Annotated in this window: 15 protein-coding genes, 1 tRNA gene and 2 pseudogenes; 9 read left to right on the top strand and 9 right to left on the bottom strand. The window is 69.5% G+C overall.

The features are described 5' to 3' along the window. Nucleotides 1-563 (top strand): annotated as a pseudogene (locus AC1HC7_RS13325) (hypothetical protein); the annotation flags it as partial. Between the two features lie 101 nt (nt 564-664). Here the strand turns inward: AC1HC7_RS13325 and pobA are convergent. Next, on the bottom strand, nt 665-1834 hold the full coding sequence (gene pobA / locus AC1HC7_RS13320; protein WP_479496333.1) for a 4-hydroxybenzoate 3-monooxygenase: 1170 nt from the start codon (nt 1832-1834) through the stop codon (nt 665-667). A 221-nt stretch (nt 1835-2055) separates the two neighbouring features. On the opposite strand from pobA, the gene AC1HC7_RS13315 reads away from it, so the two are divergent. From AC1HC7_RS13315 to AC1HC7_RS13290, 6 genes are read left to right on the top strand one after another with little or no spacing between them, the layout of a single operon-like run. Further along, nucleotides 2056-3831: an IlvD/Edd family dehydratase gene (locus AC1HC7_RS13315; protein ID WP_479496332.1), complete on the top strand. Its 1776-nt coding sequence runs from the start codon at nt 2056-2058 to the stop codon at nt 3829-3831. Then, nucleotides 3831-4826, top strand: a complete 996-nt coding sequence (gene denD / locus AC1HC7_RS13310; RefSeq protein ID WP_479496331.1) for a D-erythronate dehydrogenase — start codon at nt 3831-3833, stop codon at nt 4824-4826. The genes AC1HC7_RS13315 and denD overlap by 1 nt, the downstream gene beginning before the upstream one ends. Then, the gene (locus tag AC1HC7_RS13305; protein WP_479499098.1) at nt 4823-5761 is read left to right on the top strand and encodes a 2-hydroxyacid dehydrogenase; all 939 of its coding nucleotides are present in this window, start codon (nt 4823-4825) and stop codon (nt 5759-5761) included. The genes denD and AC1HC7_RS13305 overlap by 4 nt, the downstream gene beginning before the upstream one ends. Before the next feature lie 55 nt (nt 5762-5816). After that, a complete protein-coding gene (locus AC1HC7_RS13300) occupies nt 5817-7337 on the top strand; it encodes a UxaA family hydrolase (RefSeq protein WP_479496329.1) in 1521 nt (506 codons plus the stop codon). Between the two features lie 33 nt (nt 7338-7370). Beyond that, entirely contained in the window at nt 7371-8465 is a 1095-nt protein-coding gene (locus tag AC1HC7_RS13295) for a Gfo/Idh/MocA family protein (RefSeq protein ID WP_479496328.1), read from the top strand. Further along, nucleotides 8462-9349, top strand: coding sequence for an NAD(P)-dependent oxidoreductase (locus AC1HC7_RS13290; RefSeq protein ID WP_479496327.1), 888 nt, complete (start codon nt 8462-8464; stop codon nt 9347-9349). The genes AC1HC7_RS13295 and AC1HC7_RS13290 overlap by 4 nt, the downstream gene beginning before the upstream one ends. A gap of 68 nt (nt 9350-9417) precedes the next feature. On the opposite strand, the gene AC1HC7_RS13285 is transcribed toward AC1HC7_RS13290, so the two are convergent. The 8 genes and pseudogenes from AC1HC7_RS13285 to rplU form a co-directional block, all read right to left on the bottom strand. Beyond that, nucleotides 9418-10698, bottom strand: coding sequence for a glutamate-5-semialdehyde dehydrogenase (locus AC1HC7_RS13285; protein WP_479496326.1), 1281 nt, complete (start codon nt 10696-10698; stop codon nt 9418-9420). 12 nt (nt 10699-10710) lie between these two features. Further along, nucleotides 10711-11244 carry a hypothetical protein gene (locus AC1HC7_RS13280; RefSeq protein WP_479496325.1) on the bottom strand — a complete coding sequence of 178 codons (534 nt, stop codon included), beginning with the start codon at nt 11242-11244 and terminating at the stop codon, nt 10711-10713. A gap of 21 nt (nt 11245-11265) precedes the next feature. Further along, nucleotides 11266-12405, bottom strand: coding sequence for a glutamate 5-kinase (gene proB, locus AC1HC7_RS13275; protein WP_479499099.1), 1140 nt, complete (start codon nt 12403-12405; stop codon nt 11266-11268). Then, a complete protein-coding gene (obgE, locus tag AC1HC7_RS13270) occupies nt 12402-13442 on the bottom strand; it encodes a GTPase ObgE (RefSeq protein WP_479496324.1) in 1041 nt (346 codons plus the stop codon). Before obgE ends, proB begins: the two co-directional genes overlap by 4 nt. Nucleotides 13443-13547: 105 nt before the next feature. Next, on the bottom strand, nt 13548-13904 hold the full coding sequence (locus AC1HC7_RS13265) for a GNAT family N-acetyltransferase (protein WP_479496323.1): 357 nt from the start codon (nt 13902-13904) through the stop codon (nt 13548-13550). Next, a complete protein-coding gene (locus tag AC1HC7_RS13260) occupies nt 13901-14485 on the bottom strand; it encodes a GNAT family N-acetyltransferase (RefSeq protein ID WP_479496322.1) in 585 nt (194 codons plus the stop codon). Before AC1HC7_RS13260 ends, AC1HC7_RS13265 begins: the two co-directional genes overlap by 4 nt. A 185-nt stretch (nt 14486-14670) precedes the next feature. Further along, nucleotides 14671-14940: a 50S ribosomal protein L27 gene (gene rpmA, locus AC1HC7_RS13255; RefSeq protein ID WP_479496321.1), complete on the bottom strand. Its 270-nt coding sequence runs from the start codon at nt 14938-14940 to the stop codon at nt 14671-14673. 30 nt (nt 14941-14970) lie between these two features. After that, a pseudogene (gene rplU, locus AC1HC7_RS13250) lies at nt 14971-15375 on the bottom strand (50S ribosomal protein L21); the annotation flags it as partial. Nucleotides 15376-15679: 304 nt separating this feature from the next. Here rplU and AC1HC7_RS13245 point away from each other — a divergent pair. Then, nucleotides 15680-15769, top strand: a tRNA-Ser gene (locus tag AC1HC7_RS13245). Between the two features lie 389 nt (nt 15770-16158). Then, a complete protein-coding gene (locus tag AC1HC7_RS13240; protein ID WP_479499097.1) occupies nt 16159-16989 on the top strand; it encodes a protein NO VEIN domain-containing protein in 831 nt (276 codons plus the stop codon). The last annotated feature ends 406 nt before the right edge of the window (nt 16990-17395 follow it).

Genomic DNA, 17395 nt, shown 5'->3' with positions numbered 1-17395 from the left:
CCGCCCGCGCCGAATCGCCGCGCGGCGGCCGGGGCCGCGGCCGCAACGCCGAACGCCAGGCCGATCGCGGCGGGCGCACCCCCCGCAACGATCAGCGTCGCGGCGGACGCGGCGGGCAGATCGTCGGCATGGGCGACCACGTGCCCGCCTTCATGCTCCAGCAATTCGACGTGAAGGAATTGCTGCGCGGCAATCGTCGCGCCGAGGTGGCCGCCGAGGCCGCGGAATCGGTGGACGAACCGGAGGTCAACGAGCCGGAATTCGTCGAAGCCTCGGCCGAGGCGACGCCCGAGGAGACCACGCTCGAGTCGGCGATCGCGCCCGATGCGGCGCCCGCGCCGGAATTGGATGCGCAAACCGGGGCGAGTTCGGAAACGCCCGAGCCCTCCGCCCCGGCTGAAGACCCCGCGCCGGCTGAAACAGGCGCCGAAGCGCCGGCCGCTGAAACGGCTGAAACGGCTGAAACGGCTGAAACGGCTGAAACGGCTGAAACGGCTGAAACCAAGCCGAAACCGAAGCGCACCCGCAAGCGCAAGCCCAAGAAGGCCGAAGAGGCCGCCTGAGGTTTTCGGAACAAACCTTTGCCTGAAAACAATAAAACCGCCGCCCGATCGGGCGGCGGTTTTGGTTTTCCGCGGCCCTGCCAGCCGCCAGTGCGAAAACCTCAGTAAGGCAGGCCGACGTAGTTTTCCGCCAACGAGGTCTGGGCCGCGCGCGACTCCGCCAGATATGCCAGATCGGTTTCCTGCATCCGCCGATCGAAAGCGTCCATCTGCGGGAAGACATGCAGCAGATTGGTCATCCACCAGCTGAAACGTTCGGATTTCCAGACCCTTGCCAGCGCCTTGCGCGAATAGTCATCGATGCCCGCCGTCTCGCCATCGCGATAGAACCGCGTCAGACCCTCATGCAGATAATGCACATCCGATCCGGCCAGGTTCAGCCCCTTCGCGCCGGTGGGCGGCACGATATGGGCGGCGTCGCCGCACAGGAACAGACGCCCCCAACGCATTGGTTCGGCGATGAAAGACCGCAGCGGCGCGATGGATTTCTCCACCGACGGGCCGGTGATCAGGGTTTGCGCGGCATGCGCCGGCAGGCGGCGGCGCAATTCGTCCCAGAACCGGGCGTCGGGCCAGTCCTCGACCCGATCCGAAAGCGGGCATTGCACATAGGCGCGCGACAGTTCCGGCGCGCGCATGGAGCAGAGCGCGAAGCCCCGCGGGTGGTGGGCGTAGATCAGTTCGTCGGCGGCGGGCGGGGTTTCGGACAGCACCCCGAGCCAGCCAAACGGATACACCCGTTCGAATTCGCGCAGCACCGATGCGGGAATGGATTTTCGGCTGACCCCGTGGAACCCGTCGCAGCCGGCGACGAAATCGCAGTCGATGCGGCGTTCCGCGCCGCCCGAGACGTAGGTCACATGCGGCGCGTCGCCGTCGAGCCCGTGCAGCGTCACGCCCTCGGCCCCGTGAACGACCTTGCCGCCCAGCGCCTCGCGGGCCTCGTAGAGATCGGCGGTGATCTCGGTCTGGCCGTAGACCATCACCGAGCGCCCGGTCAGGCCCGAGAAATCGATCCGGGTCTCGCCGATCGCCGAGGCGATCAGCGCGCCGTCATGCACCAGCCCCTCGCGATCCATGCGCGCCCCCACCCGGGCCTTGCGCAGGGTGTCCACCAGCCCGAATTCCAGCACCCCGGCGCGGATCCGCCCCAGCACGTAATCGCGCGAGCGCCGCTCCAGCACCACCGAATCCACGCCCTCCAGATGCAGCAGCTGGCTGAGCAGCAGACCCGAGGGGCCGGCGCCGATGATGACGACCTGAGTGCGCATGACGTGGCTGTTCTCCCTTTGGCCGACGACCGGCGCTGTCGCCGCGCCGCGCGGCCCATCGCCGCGAAGTCTGGAATATTTGCGCGCGGCTTCCAAGCCCGATCCGCGCCCCCCCGGATTATGCGCAACCCCCTTCCACCGGGCGCGGCGACGTGGTCTATTCCGGGAAAATCGAAGAGACGCCGTTCCATTGCACTGCGGCGCAGCCAGGGGAAACGCAGATGCCGACACCGAAAACGCCGTTCCGGTCCCGCCAGTGGTTTGACAATCCCGACAATCCCGGCATGACAGCCGTCTATGTGGAACGCTATCAGAATCAGGGTTTTACGCGCGAGGAACTGCAAAGCGGCCGACCGATCATCGGCATCGCCCAGACCGGGTCCGACCTCAGCCCCTGCAACAAGATCCACATGTTCCTGGCCGAACGCACCAAGGCGGGGATCCGCGACGCCGGGGGCATTCCGCTGGAATTCCCGATCCACCCCATTCAGGAAACCGGCAAGCGCCCCACGGCGGCGCTGGACCGCAACCTCGCCTATCTGTCGCTGGTCGAGGTGCTGCATGGCTACCCCATCGACGCGGTGGTGCTGACCACGGGCTGCGACAAGACCACCCCGGCGCAGCTGATGGGCGCGGCCACGGTGGACATCCCGGCGATCGCGCTCAATGGCGGGCCGATGCTGGACGGGCACTGGAAGGGCAAGCTCGCCGGGTCGGGCATGGTGATCTGGGAAGGGCGGCGCCTGCTGTCGGAGGGATCCATCGACTATCAGGAATTCATGGACCGGGCCTGCGCCTCGGCGCCGTCGCTGGGCCATTGCAACACCATGGGCACGGCCTCCACCATGAACGCGCTGGCCGAGGCGTTCGGCATGATGCTGCCGGGCTGCGCCGCCATCCCCGCCCCGTATCGCGCGCGTTCGGAAATGGCCTATCGCACCGGTCGGCGGATCGTGGAGATGGCATATGAGGATCTGCGCCCGTCGCAGGTGATGACCCGCGCGGCGTTCGAGAACGTGATCCGGGTCAACACCGCCATCGGCGGCTCGACCAACGCCCCGATCCACTTCAACGCCATCGCGCGCCATGTGGGGGTCGAGCTTGACATCCGCGACTGGGAAACCGAGGGCCACAAGCTGCCGCTGCTGCTCAACATGCAGCCCGCGGGCGAATATCTGGGCGAGGGGTTCGAGCAGGCCGGCGGCGTGCCGGCGGTGATGGGCGAGATGCTGGCGGCCGGGCTGCTCAACGCCGACGCGCTCACCGTCACCGGCAAGTCGGTGGGCGAGAACCTCGCCGGCCAGCGCTCGCAAGACGCCAAGGTGATCCGCACCGTCGCCGAACCGTTGCGCGAAGAAGCCGGGTTCCTGGTGCTCACCGGCAACCTGTTCGACAACGCGCTGATGAAAACCTCGGTGATATCGGAGGATTTCCGCGCCCGGTTCCTGTCCACCCCGGGCAACGAGAACGTGTTTGACGCGCGGGCCATCGTGTTCGAGGGGCCGGAGGATTACCACGAACGCCTCAACGACCCGGCGCTCGACATCGACGAGCGCAGCATCCTGTTCATCCGCTACGTGGGCCCGGTCGGCTATCCGGGATCGGCGGAGGTGGTGAACATGCAGCCGCCCGATTCGCTGATCGCGCAGGGCATCCAGCACCTGCCGACCGTTGGCGACGGGCGCCAGTCCGGGACCTCTGAAAGCCCCTCGATCCTCAACGCTTCGCCCGAGGCGGCGATCGGCGGCGGGCTGGCCTTCATCGAGACCGGCGACACGGTGCGCCTGGATCTCAACGCCGGGCGGCTCGACCTGCTGATCGACGACGACGAGATGGCGCGCCGCCGCGCCGCCTGGTCCCCGCCGGATCGGCCCAACGAGACGCCGTGGCAGGAGATCTATCGCAAGAACGTGGGCCAGATGGACACAGGCGCCTGCCTGGAGCTGGCCACCGCCTACCACGCCACCCGCAACACCCTGCCCCGGGACAACCACTGATGGCCGGCGCGGACGCGGGCGGCGCGAACGTCATCATCATCGGCGGCGGCGGCTTCATCGGCCGCAAGCTGGCCGAGGCGCTGGCCGGGGCCGGCGAAGTCGCGGGGCGGCCCATCGCCTCGATGGTGCAGGCGGATCTGGCGGCCCCCGAAAACCTGCCGCCGGGCGCCCAAGGCATGGCGCTGAACATCACCGACGCGGCGGCGGTCAAGACGGCGCTGCGGGGGCGCGACGTGATCTTTCACCTCGCGGCGGTGGTGTCCTCGCAGGCCGAACTTGAATTCGATCTCGGGCTGGCGGTGAACCTCATGGGCACGCTCAACGTGCTGGAGGGCGCGCGCGCCGCCGGGATCGAGGCCGGCGCGCCGCCGCTGCTGGTCTACGCGTCCTCGGTGGCGGTCTATGGCGGCGACGTGCCGGACCCGCTGGAGGACTGGTCGGCGCTGAACCCGCAATCCTCCTACGGGTCGCAAAAGGCGGCGGGGGAATTCTTCGTCACCGACTATTCGCGCAAGGGCTTCATCGACGGGCGCGGGCTGCGCCTGCCCACGGTCACCGTGCGCCCGGGCAAGCCGAACAAGGCCTCCACCTCGTTCATGTCGTCGATCTTTCGCGAACCGCTGCAGGGCCAAAGCGCCAACTGCCCGGTGTCCACGGATTTCCCGGTCTGGCATTGCTCGGCGCGCACGGTGGTCGACAACTTCATCCATGCCGCGAAGATCGACGCGCAGGATCTTGGTCTCAATCGTTGTTTCGCCCTGCCGGGCCGCTGCGACACCATCGGCGAGATGATCGCCGCCATGACCGCCGTCGCCGGACCCGAGCCCGCGACCCGCATCACATGGGAGCGCGACGCGCATATCGAAGGGCTGGTCAACGGGTTCCGCTCGCGGATCGTCCCGACCAAGGCGCTGGCGCTGGGCTTCACGCCGGATGCGAGCTTCGAGGACAACATCCGCTATTTTCTTGAAGACGACATCGAGACCCCGGCATGAACCAGATCCTGATGATGGCCCCCATGCTGCAAAGCTGCATGGACGCGCTGGACGCCGGTTTCACCGTGCATCGCCTGTGGGAGATCGACGACCGCGACGCGTTCTTCGCCCTGCACGGCCCGAAAATCCGCGCCGTCGCCACCGGCGGCCATGCCGGCTGTCCGGCCGAGATCATGGACCGCCTGCCGGCGCTTGAGCTGATCGCCTCCTTCGGCGTCGGCTACGATCCCATCGACGTGCCCGCCTGCGCGGCGCGCGGGGTCAGGGTGACCAACACGCCGGACGTGCTCAACGACGCGGTGGCCGAACTGACGCTGGGGCTGATGATCGGGCTGGCGCGGCGCATCCCGCAGGCCGACGCCTACACCCGCGCAGGCCGCTGGCCCGAAGGCAATTACCCGCTCACCGGGCAATTGGCGGGGGCGAGCGTCGGCATCCTCGGGCTGGGGCGCATCGGCAAGGAGATCGCGCTGCGCTGCGATTCCATGAAGATGCGGATTTCCTATCACGGGCGCTCCGAACAATCCGGCGCAAGCTACCGCTATTACGGCGATCTTGAAGAAATGGCGCGCGAGGTCGACTGGCTTGTGGCCATCGCGCCCGGGTCCCCCGAAACCGATGGCATCGTGTCGCGCGCGGTGTTGGAGGCGCTGGGGCCGGAGGGCAATTTCGTCAATGTCGGGCGCGGCTCGCTGGTGGACGAACCGGCGATGGTCGACCTGCTGGTCAATGGCGGCCTCGGCGGCGCGGCGCTCGACGTGTTCGCCGACGAACCGAACGTGCCCGAGGCGCTGTTCAAGCTCGACAACGTGGTGCTGTCGCCCCACCAGGCCAGCGCCACGCATCGCACCCGCTGGGCCATGGGCGACATGGTGGCGCGCAACATCGCGGCGCTGTTCGCCGATCAGCCGCTGATTTCCGAAGTCAAGCCATAGGGCCCGCGCGCCGGGCCGCATCCGGCCCGGCGCGTGGGTCATCGGGGGACACCGCATGAGCGACAGCAGAAAAACCGTCCGCCTGGCGGCCGCCGACAACGTGGTGACCGCGCTCGGGCCCATCGAGATCGGCGAACAGGTCGAGGGCGTCGCCGCCCGCGCGCTGATCCCGCGCGGCCACAAGATCGCCGTCGCGCCGATCGCGGCGGGCGAACCGGTGGTGAAATACGCGCAACTGATCGGCTACGCCTCGCAGGACATCGCGCCCGGCGATCACGTGCACACGCAGAATGTCGAATTCCGCGCCACCAGCCATGACTACGAATTCGCCACCGACCTGCGCCCGCCGGCCATGGCGGCGCCTGCGGATCGCGACATTTTCATGGGCTATCGCCGCGACAATGGCGGCGTCGGCACGCGCAACTACCTTGCCGTGCTCACCTCGGTGAACTGCTCGGCCACCGCGGCGCGAATGATCGCCGACGCCTTCGGGCCCGAGGAGATGGCGCGCCACCCCAATGTCGACGGCGTCGTCGCCTATGTGCACGGCACCGGCTGCGGCATGGCCGGCAACGGCGACGGGTTCGAGGCCCTGCAGCGGGTGATGTGGGGCTACGCCAGGCACCCCAACCACGCCGGCGTGCTGATGGTGGGCCTCGGCTGCGAGATGAACCAGATCGACTGGCTGCTGGAGGCCTACGGGCTGAAATCCGGGCCGCTGTTCCAGACCATGAACATTCAGGAGGTCGCGGGCCTGCGCCGCACGGTCGAAATGGGCGTCGCCAAGATCCGCGCCATGCTGCCGCTGGCCAACGCGGCGCGGCGCACGCCCTGCCCGGCCTCGGAGATCCGGCTGGCGCTGCAATGCGGCGGCTCCGACGCCTGGTCGGGGATCTCGGCCAATCCCGCGCTCGGCCACGCCTGCGATCTGCTGACCGCGCAGGGCGGCGCCGGATTGCTGGCCGAAACGCCGGAGATCTACGGCGCCGAGCATCTGCTCACCCGCCGCGCCGCCAGCCGCGAGATCGGCGAAAAGCTGGTGGAGCGCATCCTGTGGTGGGAAGATTACGTCGCCCGCAACCACGGCTCCATGGACAACAACCCCAGCCCCGGCAACAAGAAGGGCGGGCTGACCACGATCCTCGAAAAATCCCTCGGCGCGGCGGCCAAGGGCGGAACCACGCCGCTCAACGGGGTCTACAAATACGCTGAACCCATTGACAAGTCGGGGTTTCTTTTCATGGACAGCCCCGGATACGATCCCGCCTCGGTGACCGGTCAGATCGCCTCGGGCTGCAACATGGTGGCCTTCACCACCGGGCGCGGCTCGGCGTTTGGTTCAAAGCCGGCGCCGACGGTGAAAATCGCCACCAACAGCCAGATGGCCGCGCGCATGGACGAAGACATGGACGTGGACGCAGGGCGCGTCATGTCCCAAGGGGCCTCCATCGAGGAGGTCGGGCGCGAAATCTACGATCTGGTGCTGCGCGTCGCTTCGGGCGAGGCCTCGAAAAGCGAATCCCAGGGGCTCGGCGATTACGAATTCGTGCCCTGGCAGATCGGGGCGGTGATGTGAGCGGGGCCATGAGATGATCGGCCGGGCGCCATGATGACCGCGCCGCTGCCGCTGGCGGTGCTCGGCGGCGGGCTGATCGGGCGTCGCCACGCGGCGCTGGCGATGCAAAGCGACGCCTGCCGCCTGACCGCGCTGGCGGAACCCGATGCGGGGCTGCGGGCGCGATTGGGCGGCGAAGGCTTTCCCGTGGTCGCCGATCTGCAGGCCATCCCCCCGGACACCCGCGCCGTCATCACCGCCGCGCCCACCGCCCTGCATGCGCCGCTCGGGGCCGAGGCGGCGGCGCGCGGCTGGGCGGTGCTGATGGAAAAGCCCGTCGCCCCGACCCTGGCCGAGGCCGACGCGCTGATCGCCGCCTGCGCGCGCGCCGGCGCGCCGCTGCTGATCGGCCATCATCGCCGCCATCACGGTTTCGTTGCGCAGGCCCGCGCCGCGCTCGCCGCCGGTGCGTTGGGGCGGCTGGTTCTGGTGCAGGGGATCTGGTCGCTGCGCAAGCCCGACGCGTATTTCGCCGCTGAATGGCGGGTGGCGGCGGGCGGCGGACCGGTGCTGATCAACCTCATCCATGACATTGATCTGATCCGACATCTCGTTGGCGAAATTTCTGAAATCACCGCCATGACCTCCAGCGCCGCCCGCGACGGCCCGGTGGAGGATTCCGCCGCCGTGGCGCTGCGCTTCGCAAACGGCGCCCTTGGCAGCTTCGCCATGTCCGATACCGGGCTCAGCCCCTGGGGGTTCGAGGCCGCCAGCGGCGAGAACCCCCATATCGCCGGGTCCGGGCGCAACTGCCTGCGGTTCGCCGGGACCGAGGGCGCGCTCGACTTCCCCTCGCTGACCCTCTGGCGCGACGAGGGCGAGGGCCCCGGCGACTGGTCCCGCCCGCTCGCGCGCATGGAATTGGGGCTGGCGCGGGGTGCGCCGCCGCCGCTCGCCGCGCAGCTTGCGCATTTCATCGCCGTGGCGCGGGGCGAGGCGGCGGCGCTGATCGACGGCGCCGACGGGCGCGCAACGCTGGCGGCGACGCTGGCGGTGCGGCTTTCGGCGCAGACCGGGCGCATGATCCGCCCCGATGACGTGCCCGAAACCTTCAACGGACAAGACCGGATTCAGGGAGACGCGACATGACCAGACCCCGCATCGGATTCATCGGACTCGGCCTCATGGGCTCGGCCATGGTCGAGCGCCTGCAATCGCTGGGCTATCCGCTGACCGTCATCGCGCATCGCAACCGCGCGCCCATCGACGCGGCGGTGGCGCGCGGCGCGACCGAGGCGAAGACCCCCGGCGACCTGGCCGCCGCGTCTGACGTGGTGATGCTCTGCGTGGACGCCTCGACCTCGGTCGAGGCCGTCATGCGCGGGCCCGACGGGGTGATCGCGCATCTGAACCCGGGCGCCGCGGTGATTGATTTCGGCACCTCCCTGCCCGGCTCCACCAAGGCGCTCGGGGCCGAGGTCGCGGCGGCGGGCGGGCGGATGCTCGATGCGCCGCTGGGCCGCACGCCCAGCCATGCGGTCGACGGCAAGCTCAACATCATGGCGGCGGGCGACTCGGCGACCTTCGCGGACATGAAGCCGGTTTTCGAGGATCTGGGCGAGAACATCTTTCACCTCGGCCCGCTGGGCGCCGGGCATACGCTGAAGCTGATCAACAATTTTTTCGCCATGACCACCGCCTGCGCCATGTCGGAAGCCTTCGCCATGGCCGATCTCGCCGGGCTGGAGCGTCAGGCGCTGTATGACGTGATGTCAGCCGGGCCGTTGAAATCGGGGATGATGGATTTCATCCGCGCCCAGGCCGTGGATCAGCGCATCGAACTGGCGTTTTCCATCGCCAACGCCCGCAAGGACGTGGGCTATTACGCCGCCATGGCCGATGAATTCGGCGCGCCGTCGCTGATGGGTCAGGCGGCCAAGACCGCGCTGGGGGTGGCCAAGGCCTCGGGCTGGGGCGATCGCATGGCGCCGGAGATGGTGGATTTCATGGCCGAACTGTTCGCCAACCGCTGACGGTTCGGACGCGAATCGGGGTGGTTTCGCTGGCCGGATCCCGATCCGCCGTCGAAGCGCCCTGGGTCTCAGGGGCGCAGCGCGCCATCCCCTTCGACCAGATACTTGAACGAGGTGAGCTGCGCCGCCCCGACAGGCCCGCGCGCGTGCAGCTTGCCGGTGGCGATGCCGATTTCGGCGCCCATGCCGAATTCGCCGCCATCGGCGAATTGGGTCGAGGCGTTGCGCATCACGATGGCGCTGTCCACGCGCGCGAAAAACCGATCCGCCGTCGCGTCGTTCTCGGTCAGGATGCAGTCGGTGTGTCGCGATCCATGGCGCGCGATATGGGCGATCGCCCCGTCCACCCCGTCCACCACCCGCGCCGCGATGATCATGTCGAGGAATTCGCGGCCCCAGTCATCGTCCCCGGCGGCCGTCACCCGCGCATCCAGCGCCTGCACCGCCGCGTCGCCGCGCACCTCCACCCCGGCCTCGATCAGGGCGCCGACGATCTCCGCGCCGTGAGCGGCGGCGAAAGGCGCGTCCAGCAGCAGGCATTCCGCCGCGCCGCAGGTCCCGGTGCGCCGGGTCTTGGCGTTGAGGATCACCGCGCGCGCCTTGTCCGGGTCGGCGTCGCGATCGGCGTAGACATGGCAGATGCCCTCGAGATGCGCGAACACCGGCACCCGCGCCTCCTCCTGCACCCGCCCGACAAGGCCCTTGCCGCCGCGCGGCACGATGACATCGATATGGCTGGTCATGGTCAGCATCTCGCCCACCGCGGCGCGGTCGCGGGTGGGCACCAGCTGCACCGCCGCCTCGGGCAGCCCCGCGGCGCGCAGGCCGTCCTGCAAACACCGGTGGATCGCGCCCGAGGAGCAAACGCTTTCCGAGCCGCCGCGCAGGATCGCCGCGTTGCCCGATTTCAGGCATAGCGCGCCCGCATCCGCAGTGACGTTGGGGCGGCTTTCATAGATCACGCCAACCACCCCGATCGGCGTGCGCACGCGACGGAAATGCAAGCCGTTGGGCCGGTCCCATTCGCCGATCACCTCGCCCACCGGGTCGGGCTGCGCGGCCACCGCGTCCAGCCCGTCGGCCATGGCGGCGATGCGCGACTCGTCCAGCATCAACCGGTCCAGCATCGCCGGGCTCAGCCCCTTGTCGCGGCCATGCCGCATGTCCCTGGCGTTGGCGGCGGCGATCTCGGCGGCGCGGGCGCGGATCGCGGCGGCGGCGGCGGTGAGCGCCGCGGCGCGCCGATCGGCGCTGGCATGGGCCAGCACGCGCGCGGCGTCGCTGGCGGCGGCGCCGATCGCCTGCATCATCGCGTGAATGTCGTCCTTGGCGGCGTGGTCGTCGGGCATGGCGGGCCTCGTTCAGTTTTGCGCGCGATAGAGTTCTGCATAGCCGGGGCCGGTGAACAGCGCCACCCGGTTTTCCAGGATATGGGCGATCAGCGCATGGGCCTCGGGGCGGTCATGGGCGGCGTCATAGACGATGAACGCCCCGTCCGGCATGGGGCCCTCCGCCGGTTCCGGCCCCTTGAACGCGGCGAGCTTCACCGATGTCAGCGCGATTCCCCTGGCGGCGCAGGCCGCGATCTCGGCCTTGCTCGGATGCCGGCCGGTCAGCCCCAGATCGGGTTTCTGGATGGTGTCGGCAGCCGCGCAGAACGCCATGAAGACCTGCGCGTCGCTGGCGGGTTTCATGGCGTAGCCGCCTGGCGTCGGGACCGCCGCGACCGCGGTCTGCGCAAGACTCTCCCGGTCCGGCGCGCCGCCGGGCAGGAAAACCGCCGCGCCCAGGATCAGCACCGGCGGCGACGGCCGGAATTCGTCGCCTTGCGGGCGCACGCAGCCCGCCAGCGCGAACAGAAGCAGCGCGGCGCAGGCCTTCGGGATCAGTCGCATGGTCATTCTCGCGGTTCGGATCTATCTGTCGCCGGCGGCGCGCCACAGCACCAGGTCGTCGCGATGGGCCAGCGCCGCGCGGCGCATGTAGCCGAGAATCGCCGGGATCTCGCCCGAGCGCCGCCCGGCGATGGCGCGCGATTCCGCCGCGTCGTAGCCCACCAGCGCCGCGCCCAGCGAGGCGCCCCCGGGGGCGACGATGGCCACCGGATCGCCGCGGCGGAAATCGCCCTCGACCCCGGTCACCCCGGCGGGCAGCAGCGAACGTCCATCCGCCAGCGCCCGCGCCGCGCCCGCATCGACGATCAGCCGCCCTTCCGGGCGCATTCCGGCGATCCATTGCTTGCGCGCGGTCAGGGGCGAGCCCTCGGGGCGGAACCAGGTGCAGGGCGCCCCCGCCGCCAGCGCCCGCAGCGGGCGTTCCCCCTGCCCCTGCATGATCACCATGGCGCAGCCGCCCCGGGTCGCGGTCTTGGCCGCCAGCAGCTTGGTCTCCATGCCCCCGGTCCCGGCCTGAGACCCGGCGCCGCTGGCCATGGCTTCGATCTCCGGGGTGATGGCGCGCACCTCGTCAAGCCGGCGCGCCCCGGGATCAATGCGCGGATCGGCGGTGTAGAGCCCGTCCACGTCCGAAAGCAGCACCAGCATGTCGGCCCCCGCCATCAGCGCCACGCGCGCCGCCAGCCGGTCATTGTCGCCAAAGCGGATCTCGTCCGTGGCCACGGTGTCGTTTTCGTTGACGATGGGGATGACGCCGAGGCCCAGCAGGGTGTTCAGCGTGGCGCGGCCGTTCAGGTAGCGGCGGCGATCGGCGGTGTCCTCCAGCGTCAGCAGCACCTGCGCGGCGGTCATGCCGTGGAGGGCCAGGGCCTCCTGATAGGCCTGGGCCAGCCGGATCTGGCCCACCGCGGCGGCGGCCTGCGCCTGTTCCAGCGCCAGCGGCCCGGCGGGCAGGTCCAGCGCCCGCCGCCCCAGCGCGATGGAGCCCGAGGACACCACCAGCACCTCGGCCCCGCGCGCCCGCGCCGCCGCCAGATCCGCCGCCATGCCGGCAAGCCAGTCGCGGCGCAGCGTCCCGGTCGCCGCGTCCACCAGCAGCGCCGAGCCGATCTTCACGCTCAACCGCTTCGCCCGCGTCAGCGCGGCGGCGGGTTTGCTCAGGGCGTCCAGGGGTCCGGCTCCTCGGCGGCGGCGATGCGTTCATCGGCGCGGTTCCGGTCGATTTCGCCGCGCAGGGCGCGCAGCACCTCGGTGACCCCCATGCCCGAGGCCGAGGACATGGCCATCACCCGCCCGGCGCCCGCCGCCTCCAGCGCCGCGATCCTTTCGGCGATGGTCTGCGCATCCAGCGCGTCGGCCTTGTTGAGCGCCACCACCCGGGGCTTTCGCGCCAGATCCTCGGCATAGGCCTCCAGTTCATGGGAGACCACGCGATAATCCTCCGCCACGTCCGCCGAAGTCCCGTCCACCAGCTGCAGCAACACGGCGCAGCGTTCCACATGGCCAAGAAACCGGTCGCCGATGCCCTTGCCCTCATGGGCGCCCTCGATCAGGCCCGGGATGTCGGCGATGACGAATTCGGCGCCGTCGACCCCGACCACGCCCAGATTGGGATGCAGCGTGGTGAACGGGTAATCGGCGATCTTGGGCCGCGCGTTCGAGGTGGCGGCCAGGAATGTCGACTTGCCGGCGTTGGGCAGGCCCACCAGACCGGCGTCGGCGATCAGCTTCAGGCGCAGCCAGATGGTGCGCTCGACCGCCTCCTGCCCGGGATTGGCGCGGCGCGGGGCGCGGTTGGTGGCGCTCTTGAAATGCAGGTTGCCGAAACCGCCGTTGCCGCCCTTGGCCAGCCGCACCCGCTGGCCCAGCTCGGTGAGATCGGCAATCACCGTTTCCTGATCCTCGTCGAGGATCTCGGTGCCCACCGGCACTTTCAGCACCACCTCGTCGCCATCCTTGCCGGTGCGCTGCGCGCCCATGCCGTGCTGGCCGTTTTTCGCCTTGAAATGCTGGCGGTAGCGGTAATCGATGAGCGTGTTGAGCCCGTCCACCGCCTCGACCCAGACATCGCCGCCGCGCCCGCCATTGCCGCCGTCGGGGCCGCCGTATTCGACGTATTTCTCGCGGCGAAAGGAAATGCAGCCCGGGCCGCCGGCGCCGGAGCGAATATGGACTTTCGCCAGATCGAGAAATTTCATGCGTGAGACCCTTTCGCGGCCTGAATGGCGGTTTCGCCCTGTCGCGTCAATGCGGCGTCGTCGGCGCGGTCGCGGGGGTGCGCGCCCCGCCCGCCATGCCCCCCGTCAGCCGCGATCCGTCGCACCGACCTGCGCGGCCTGCGCGGCCTGCGCGGCCAGCCAGACCGCGCGCGTCAGCGCCATGTCCGCATGGGCCACGTCGCAGCCGCGCGCCCGGCAGGGCTGCATGCTTTCGCCGGTCCGCGCGAATCCGAGCCGGTCCGGCGCCGCGCCCGAGGCCCGGTTGTCGATGAGCCAGCCCGACGTCAGCCGCCCCCGTCCGAGGGGCTCGACCCCATGCCCGAGCGCGGCGTCGCAGCGAAACGGCATGGCGCTGCGCATCCGCGCCGCCTCCCATTCCAGCGGCGCCGCGTCCCGGGCGACGGGCGGGCGCAGGATCTGCCTTTGGGTGCGCAGCGTCACGCGCCGGTCGGTCGGGCCGCCCAGCCGTCCCGCTCCAGCCGATAGCGCCAGACCGGCGCGACGGCGCCCCGCGCCGCGCAATGCTCCACATCTTCGCGAACATAGGCGAATCCCAGCCGGGTCAGCACCTTGGCCGAGGCTGGATTGTCGGTGAAGACGCAGGCCGTCAGCGCCTGCGCGCCGGCGGAGAACAGGCGCCGCGCGGTCGCGCCCACCGCCTCGGTGGCGTAGCCGTTGTTCCACAGCGCCGGGCCGACCACGTAGCCAAGGCTGAACACCCCGGTCCTGCCGTCCGGCCCCGCGCCGGCGCCGTTCACGAACACCATGCCGGCCACCTCCGGCCCGCCCGCGCAGGCGGCGTCCATGACGTAGAGCGGCCCGCCGCGCTTGCCTGCGCGCGTGCGCTCCACCAGCGCCTCCGCGGCGCCGGGGGGATAGGGATGCGGGATCGAGGTGAGCATCCGCGCCACCCGCGCATCGCCGAGATACAGCCCGATCAGCCCGGAATCCGACATCCGCGGCGCGCGCAGCGTCAGGCGCTCGGCGGTGATGTCCTGCGCGATCATGCCTGCGTCAAGCATCGGTCCTCCTTTCACGGCGTGGCGCCGAAACGGCGCCGGGCGCGCCGATCCGCGACGCGGGTGTTGGAACGCCGCGCTGTCGCGGCTTGCGTCAGGCGCAATACGGGCGCGACGCACTGCTGGAAACCGAAAGGGCCGGCGGTGATCCGCCGGCCCCCTGGAACCTGGATCATGCGACCCGACGGTTACTCCGCCGCATCCTCCCGCGGGAGGATCGACACGAATGTGCGTCCCTTCAGCCCCTTGCGGAACTGGACGTTGCCCTCGGCGGTGGCGAACAGGGTGTGATCCTTGCCCATGCCCACGTTCAGCCCCGGCCACACGCGGGTGCCGCGCTGGCGCACGATGATGTTGCCCGGAATCACCGCCTCGCCGCCGAATTTCTTGACGCCGAGACGCCGACCGGCGGAGTCGCGGCCGTTGCGGGAAGACCCGCCTGCCTTTTTATGTGCCATCGTCTGATCTCCTTCGGTCTGTCGTTACTCGGCGGCGGCTTCGGCGGCGGAATCGGCGGCCTTGGGCGCGGCGCGCGCGCCCAGGGCCGGCTTGACGCCGGTCGCCTCGCCGCCCGTCGCCAGGATGCCGGTGATCCGGATGGCGGTCAGGTGCTGACGATGGCCTTTCTTGCGCTTCGACGAGGCCTTGCGGCGTCGCTTCTTGAAGCTGATGACCTTGGGCGCGCGGGTCTGCTCGACCACCTCGGCCTGCACCGCGGCGCCTTCGATGAAGGGCGCGCCGATGGCGGTCTCGCCGTCCTCCTCGCCGCCCAGCATCAGAACCTCGTTGAACTGCACGGTCTCGCCCGCCTCGGCGGCGAGCTTCTCAACCGTGAATTCGTCGTTTTCGGCAACCTTGTATTGCTTGCCGCCCGTCTTGATGACCGCGAACATCTCGCGATTTCCTTCCCGTCGTCGCGTCCTGCGGCGCCGCTTCGCGGACTTTCGGGGACCGGGGCCTTGCGGCCGGTCCCGCCTTCGGACAGCGCGCCCCCTTCGGGGCGAATTGAAACGCAAAACCCGCGCGCCGCCGACCGGCGCCCCGCAGGAGCGCGCGTTATCCCCGCGCACGCCGCGCAAGTCAAGTGCGCAGTCCCGGCGGCGAGGCGTTTGTTCTGCGCCGCGCGCTTGATTAGCGTCTTGCAACGCCCGGTCGCAATGGCTAAACACCGCCCCATCGGCTGAGCGCCCGACAAGCGGAGAGGTGCCGGAGTGGTCGAACGGGGCGGTCTCGAAAACCGTTGTGGGGGTGACTCCACCCAGGGTTCGAATCCCTGTCTCTCCGCCACCATCGCCATTGCGAAACCCGTGTTGCCCCGGCGCGCGCCGGGATTTTTCCCGTTTTCAAAGGGGTTTGCGGGAGGGGTGCGAACCGCCGAGACGGGCCGCACCCCCGGTTTTAGTCTCTGAACCGCCCCCGGTCTCTGGTCAGGCGAACCTCGCGCAATTCGGTTCGGTGTGATTTTTCACCGTGTTTTCAATGGGCTGAGTTTCAACCCCGCCAAAACTTCGCCCCCTGTTTCCAATGCCTGCGAGGGGAACATGACCCGAACCAACAGGAGGCGCAGCTTGTGGGGTTGGTGGCGGATTGATGCGTAGAGGTGGCGGCGCATGTCGCCCGGGCTTCCCCGAAAGCCTTGATGACAAAAGCGCATTCCGCCTCTAGCCTGGCTGGCGATGTCGAGCGGACCCTGGAGCGATGAAGAAAACGACCGGATCGTCGCGGATCACTTCGCGATGCTGGCCGAAGACATCGCCGGGCGCCCGTACAACAAGGCCGGGCGCCGTCGGGCGCTCCTGCCGCTCTTGAACGGCCGGTCCGAGGGGTCCGTCGAGTTCAAGCACCAGAACATCAGTGCGGTGCTGAAGGGGCTCGGCGAGGACTGGATCCCCGGCTACAAGCCTGCGTTCAATTTCCAGTCCTCCCTCATCGATGCCGTGGCGCGTTGGCTGGCATTCAATCCCGCGTGGCTGGGGCGCTTGCCAGAGACAGCCGCCGGATTGCGCGAAGCGGCGCCGCTTTGGGTCGGCCCGGCGCCGACGCTCTCGAACCAGCCGCCGCCGCAGGAGCTCGAACAGATGCTGCACGTGGCCGCGAAGTTCGACGTGGCCGGTCGGGACGAACGCAACCGCGCCCTGGGGCGCGCCGGCGAGGAGCGCGTACTGGCGCATGAGCGGGCGGCGCTCAAGGCCGCCGGGCGCGCGGATCTGGCGCGCAAGATCCGCTGGGTGTCGGAGGAGGATGGCGACGGCGCGGGCTATGACATCGCCAGCTTTGCGCCGGACGGTCAGCCGCGGCTGATCGAGGTCAAGACCACGAACGGTTGGGAGCGCACGCCCTTCCACATCACCCGCAACGAACTGGCCGTGGCCGAGGAGCGGCGCTCGGAATGGCGCCTGTTCCGGCTCTACCACTTCTCACGCGAGCCCAGAGCCTTTGAACTGCACCCGCCGCTCGACGCTCATGTTTCCCTGACGCCGACGACGTTTCAGGCGAGCTTTCACTGACGGTCACTCGCCCCCATCTTGCACGCTGGTCCATTGGCAGTGACGCAGCCGGTTGGCACGGTTGCGAACGGTGCAAGGCGGCGGCAAGGGCAACCGTGACTGTGGATGGTTTTGCCACGCCAAGGGTCTCGTTGGAGAAATTTGGCTGGATTGCGGGATGGACCTTGGCGACTTGCTGGACGTGCGGCGAACCAATCGTGTTTCGGCACGTTGATGGAGGTCCAAAACCGATACGCCTGAATGGCGGCTGGCGCTCCGCCGTTTCGCGCCGACGGGGGGCTGCCAACATGCGGCACGCGCGTTCTCGGGCGATCTTCGTCGGCGGATCCTCGACCGAATACGGCTGGCGACGTTGGCGACATCCGTATTCTCTTTCATGGCGCAGCTCTGCTCTGGAGGTTCGGGC

It is taken from the genome of Oceanicella sp., assembly GCF_056449545.1.
Note: the sequence above shows the minus strand (reverse complement) of the source record. Positions and strands in the feature narration are given on the sequence as shown.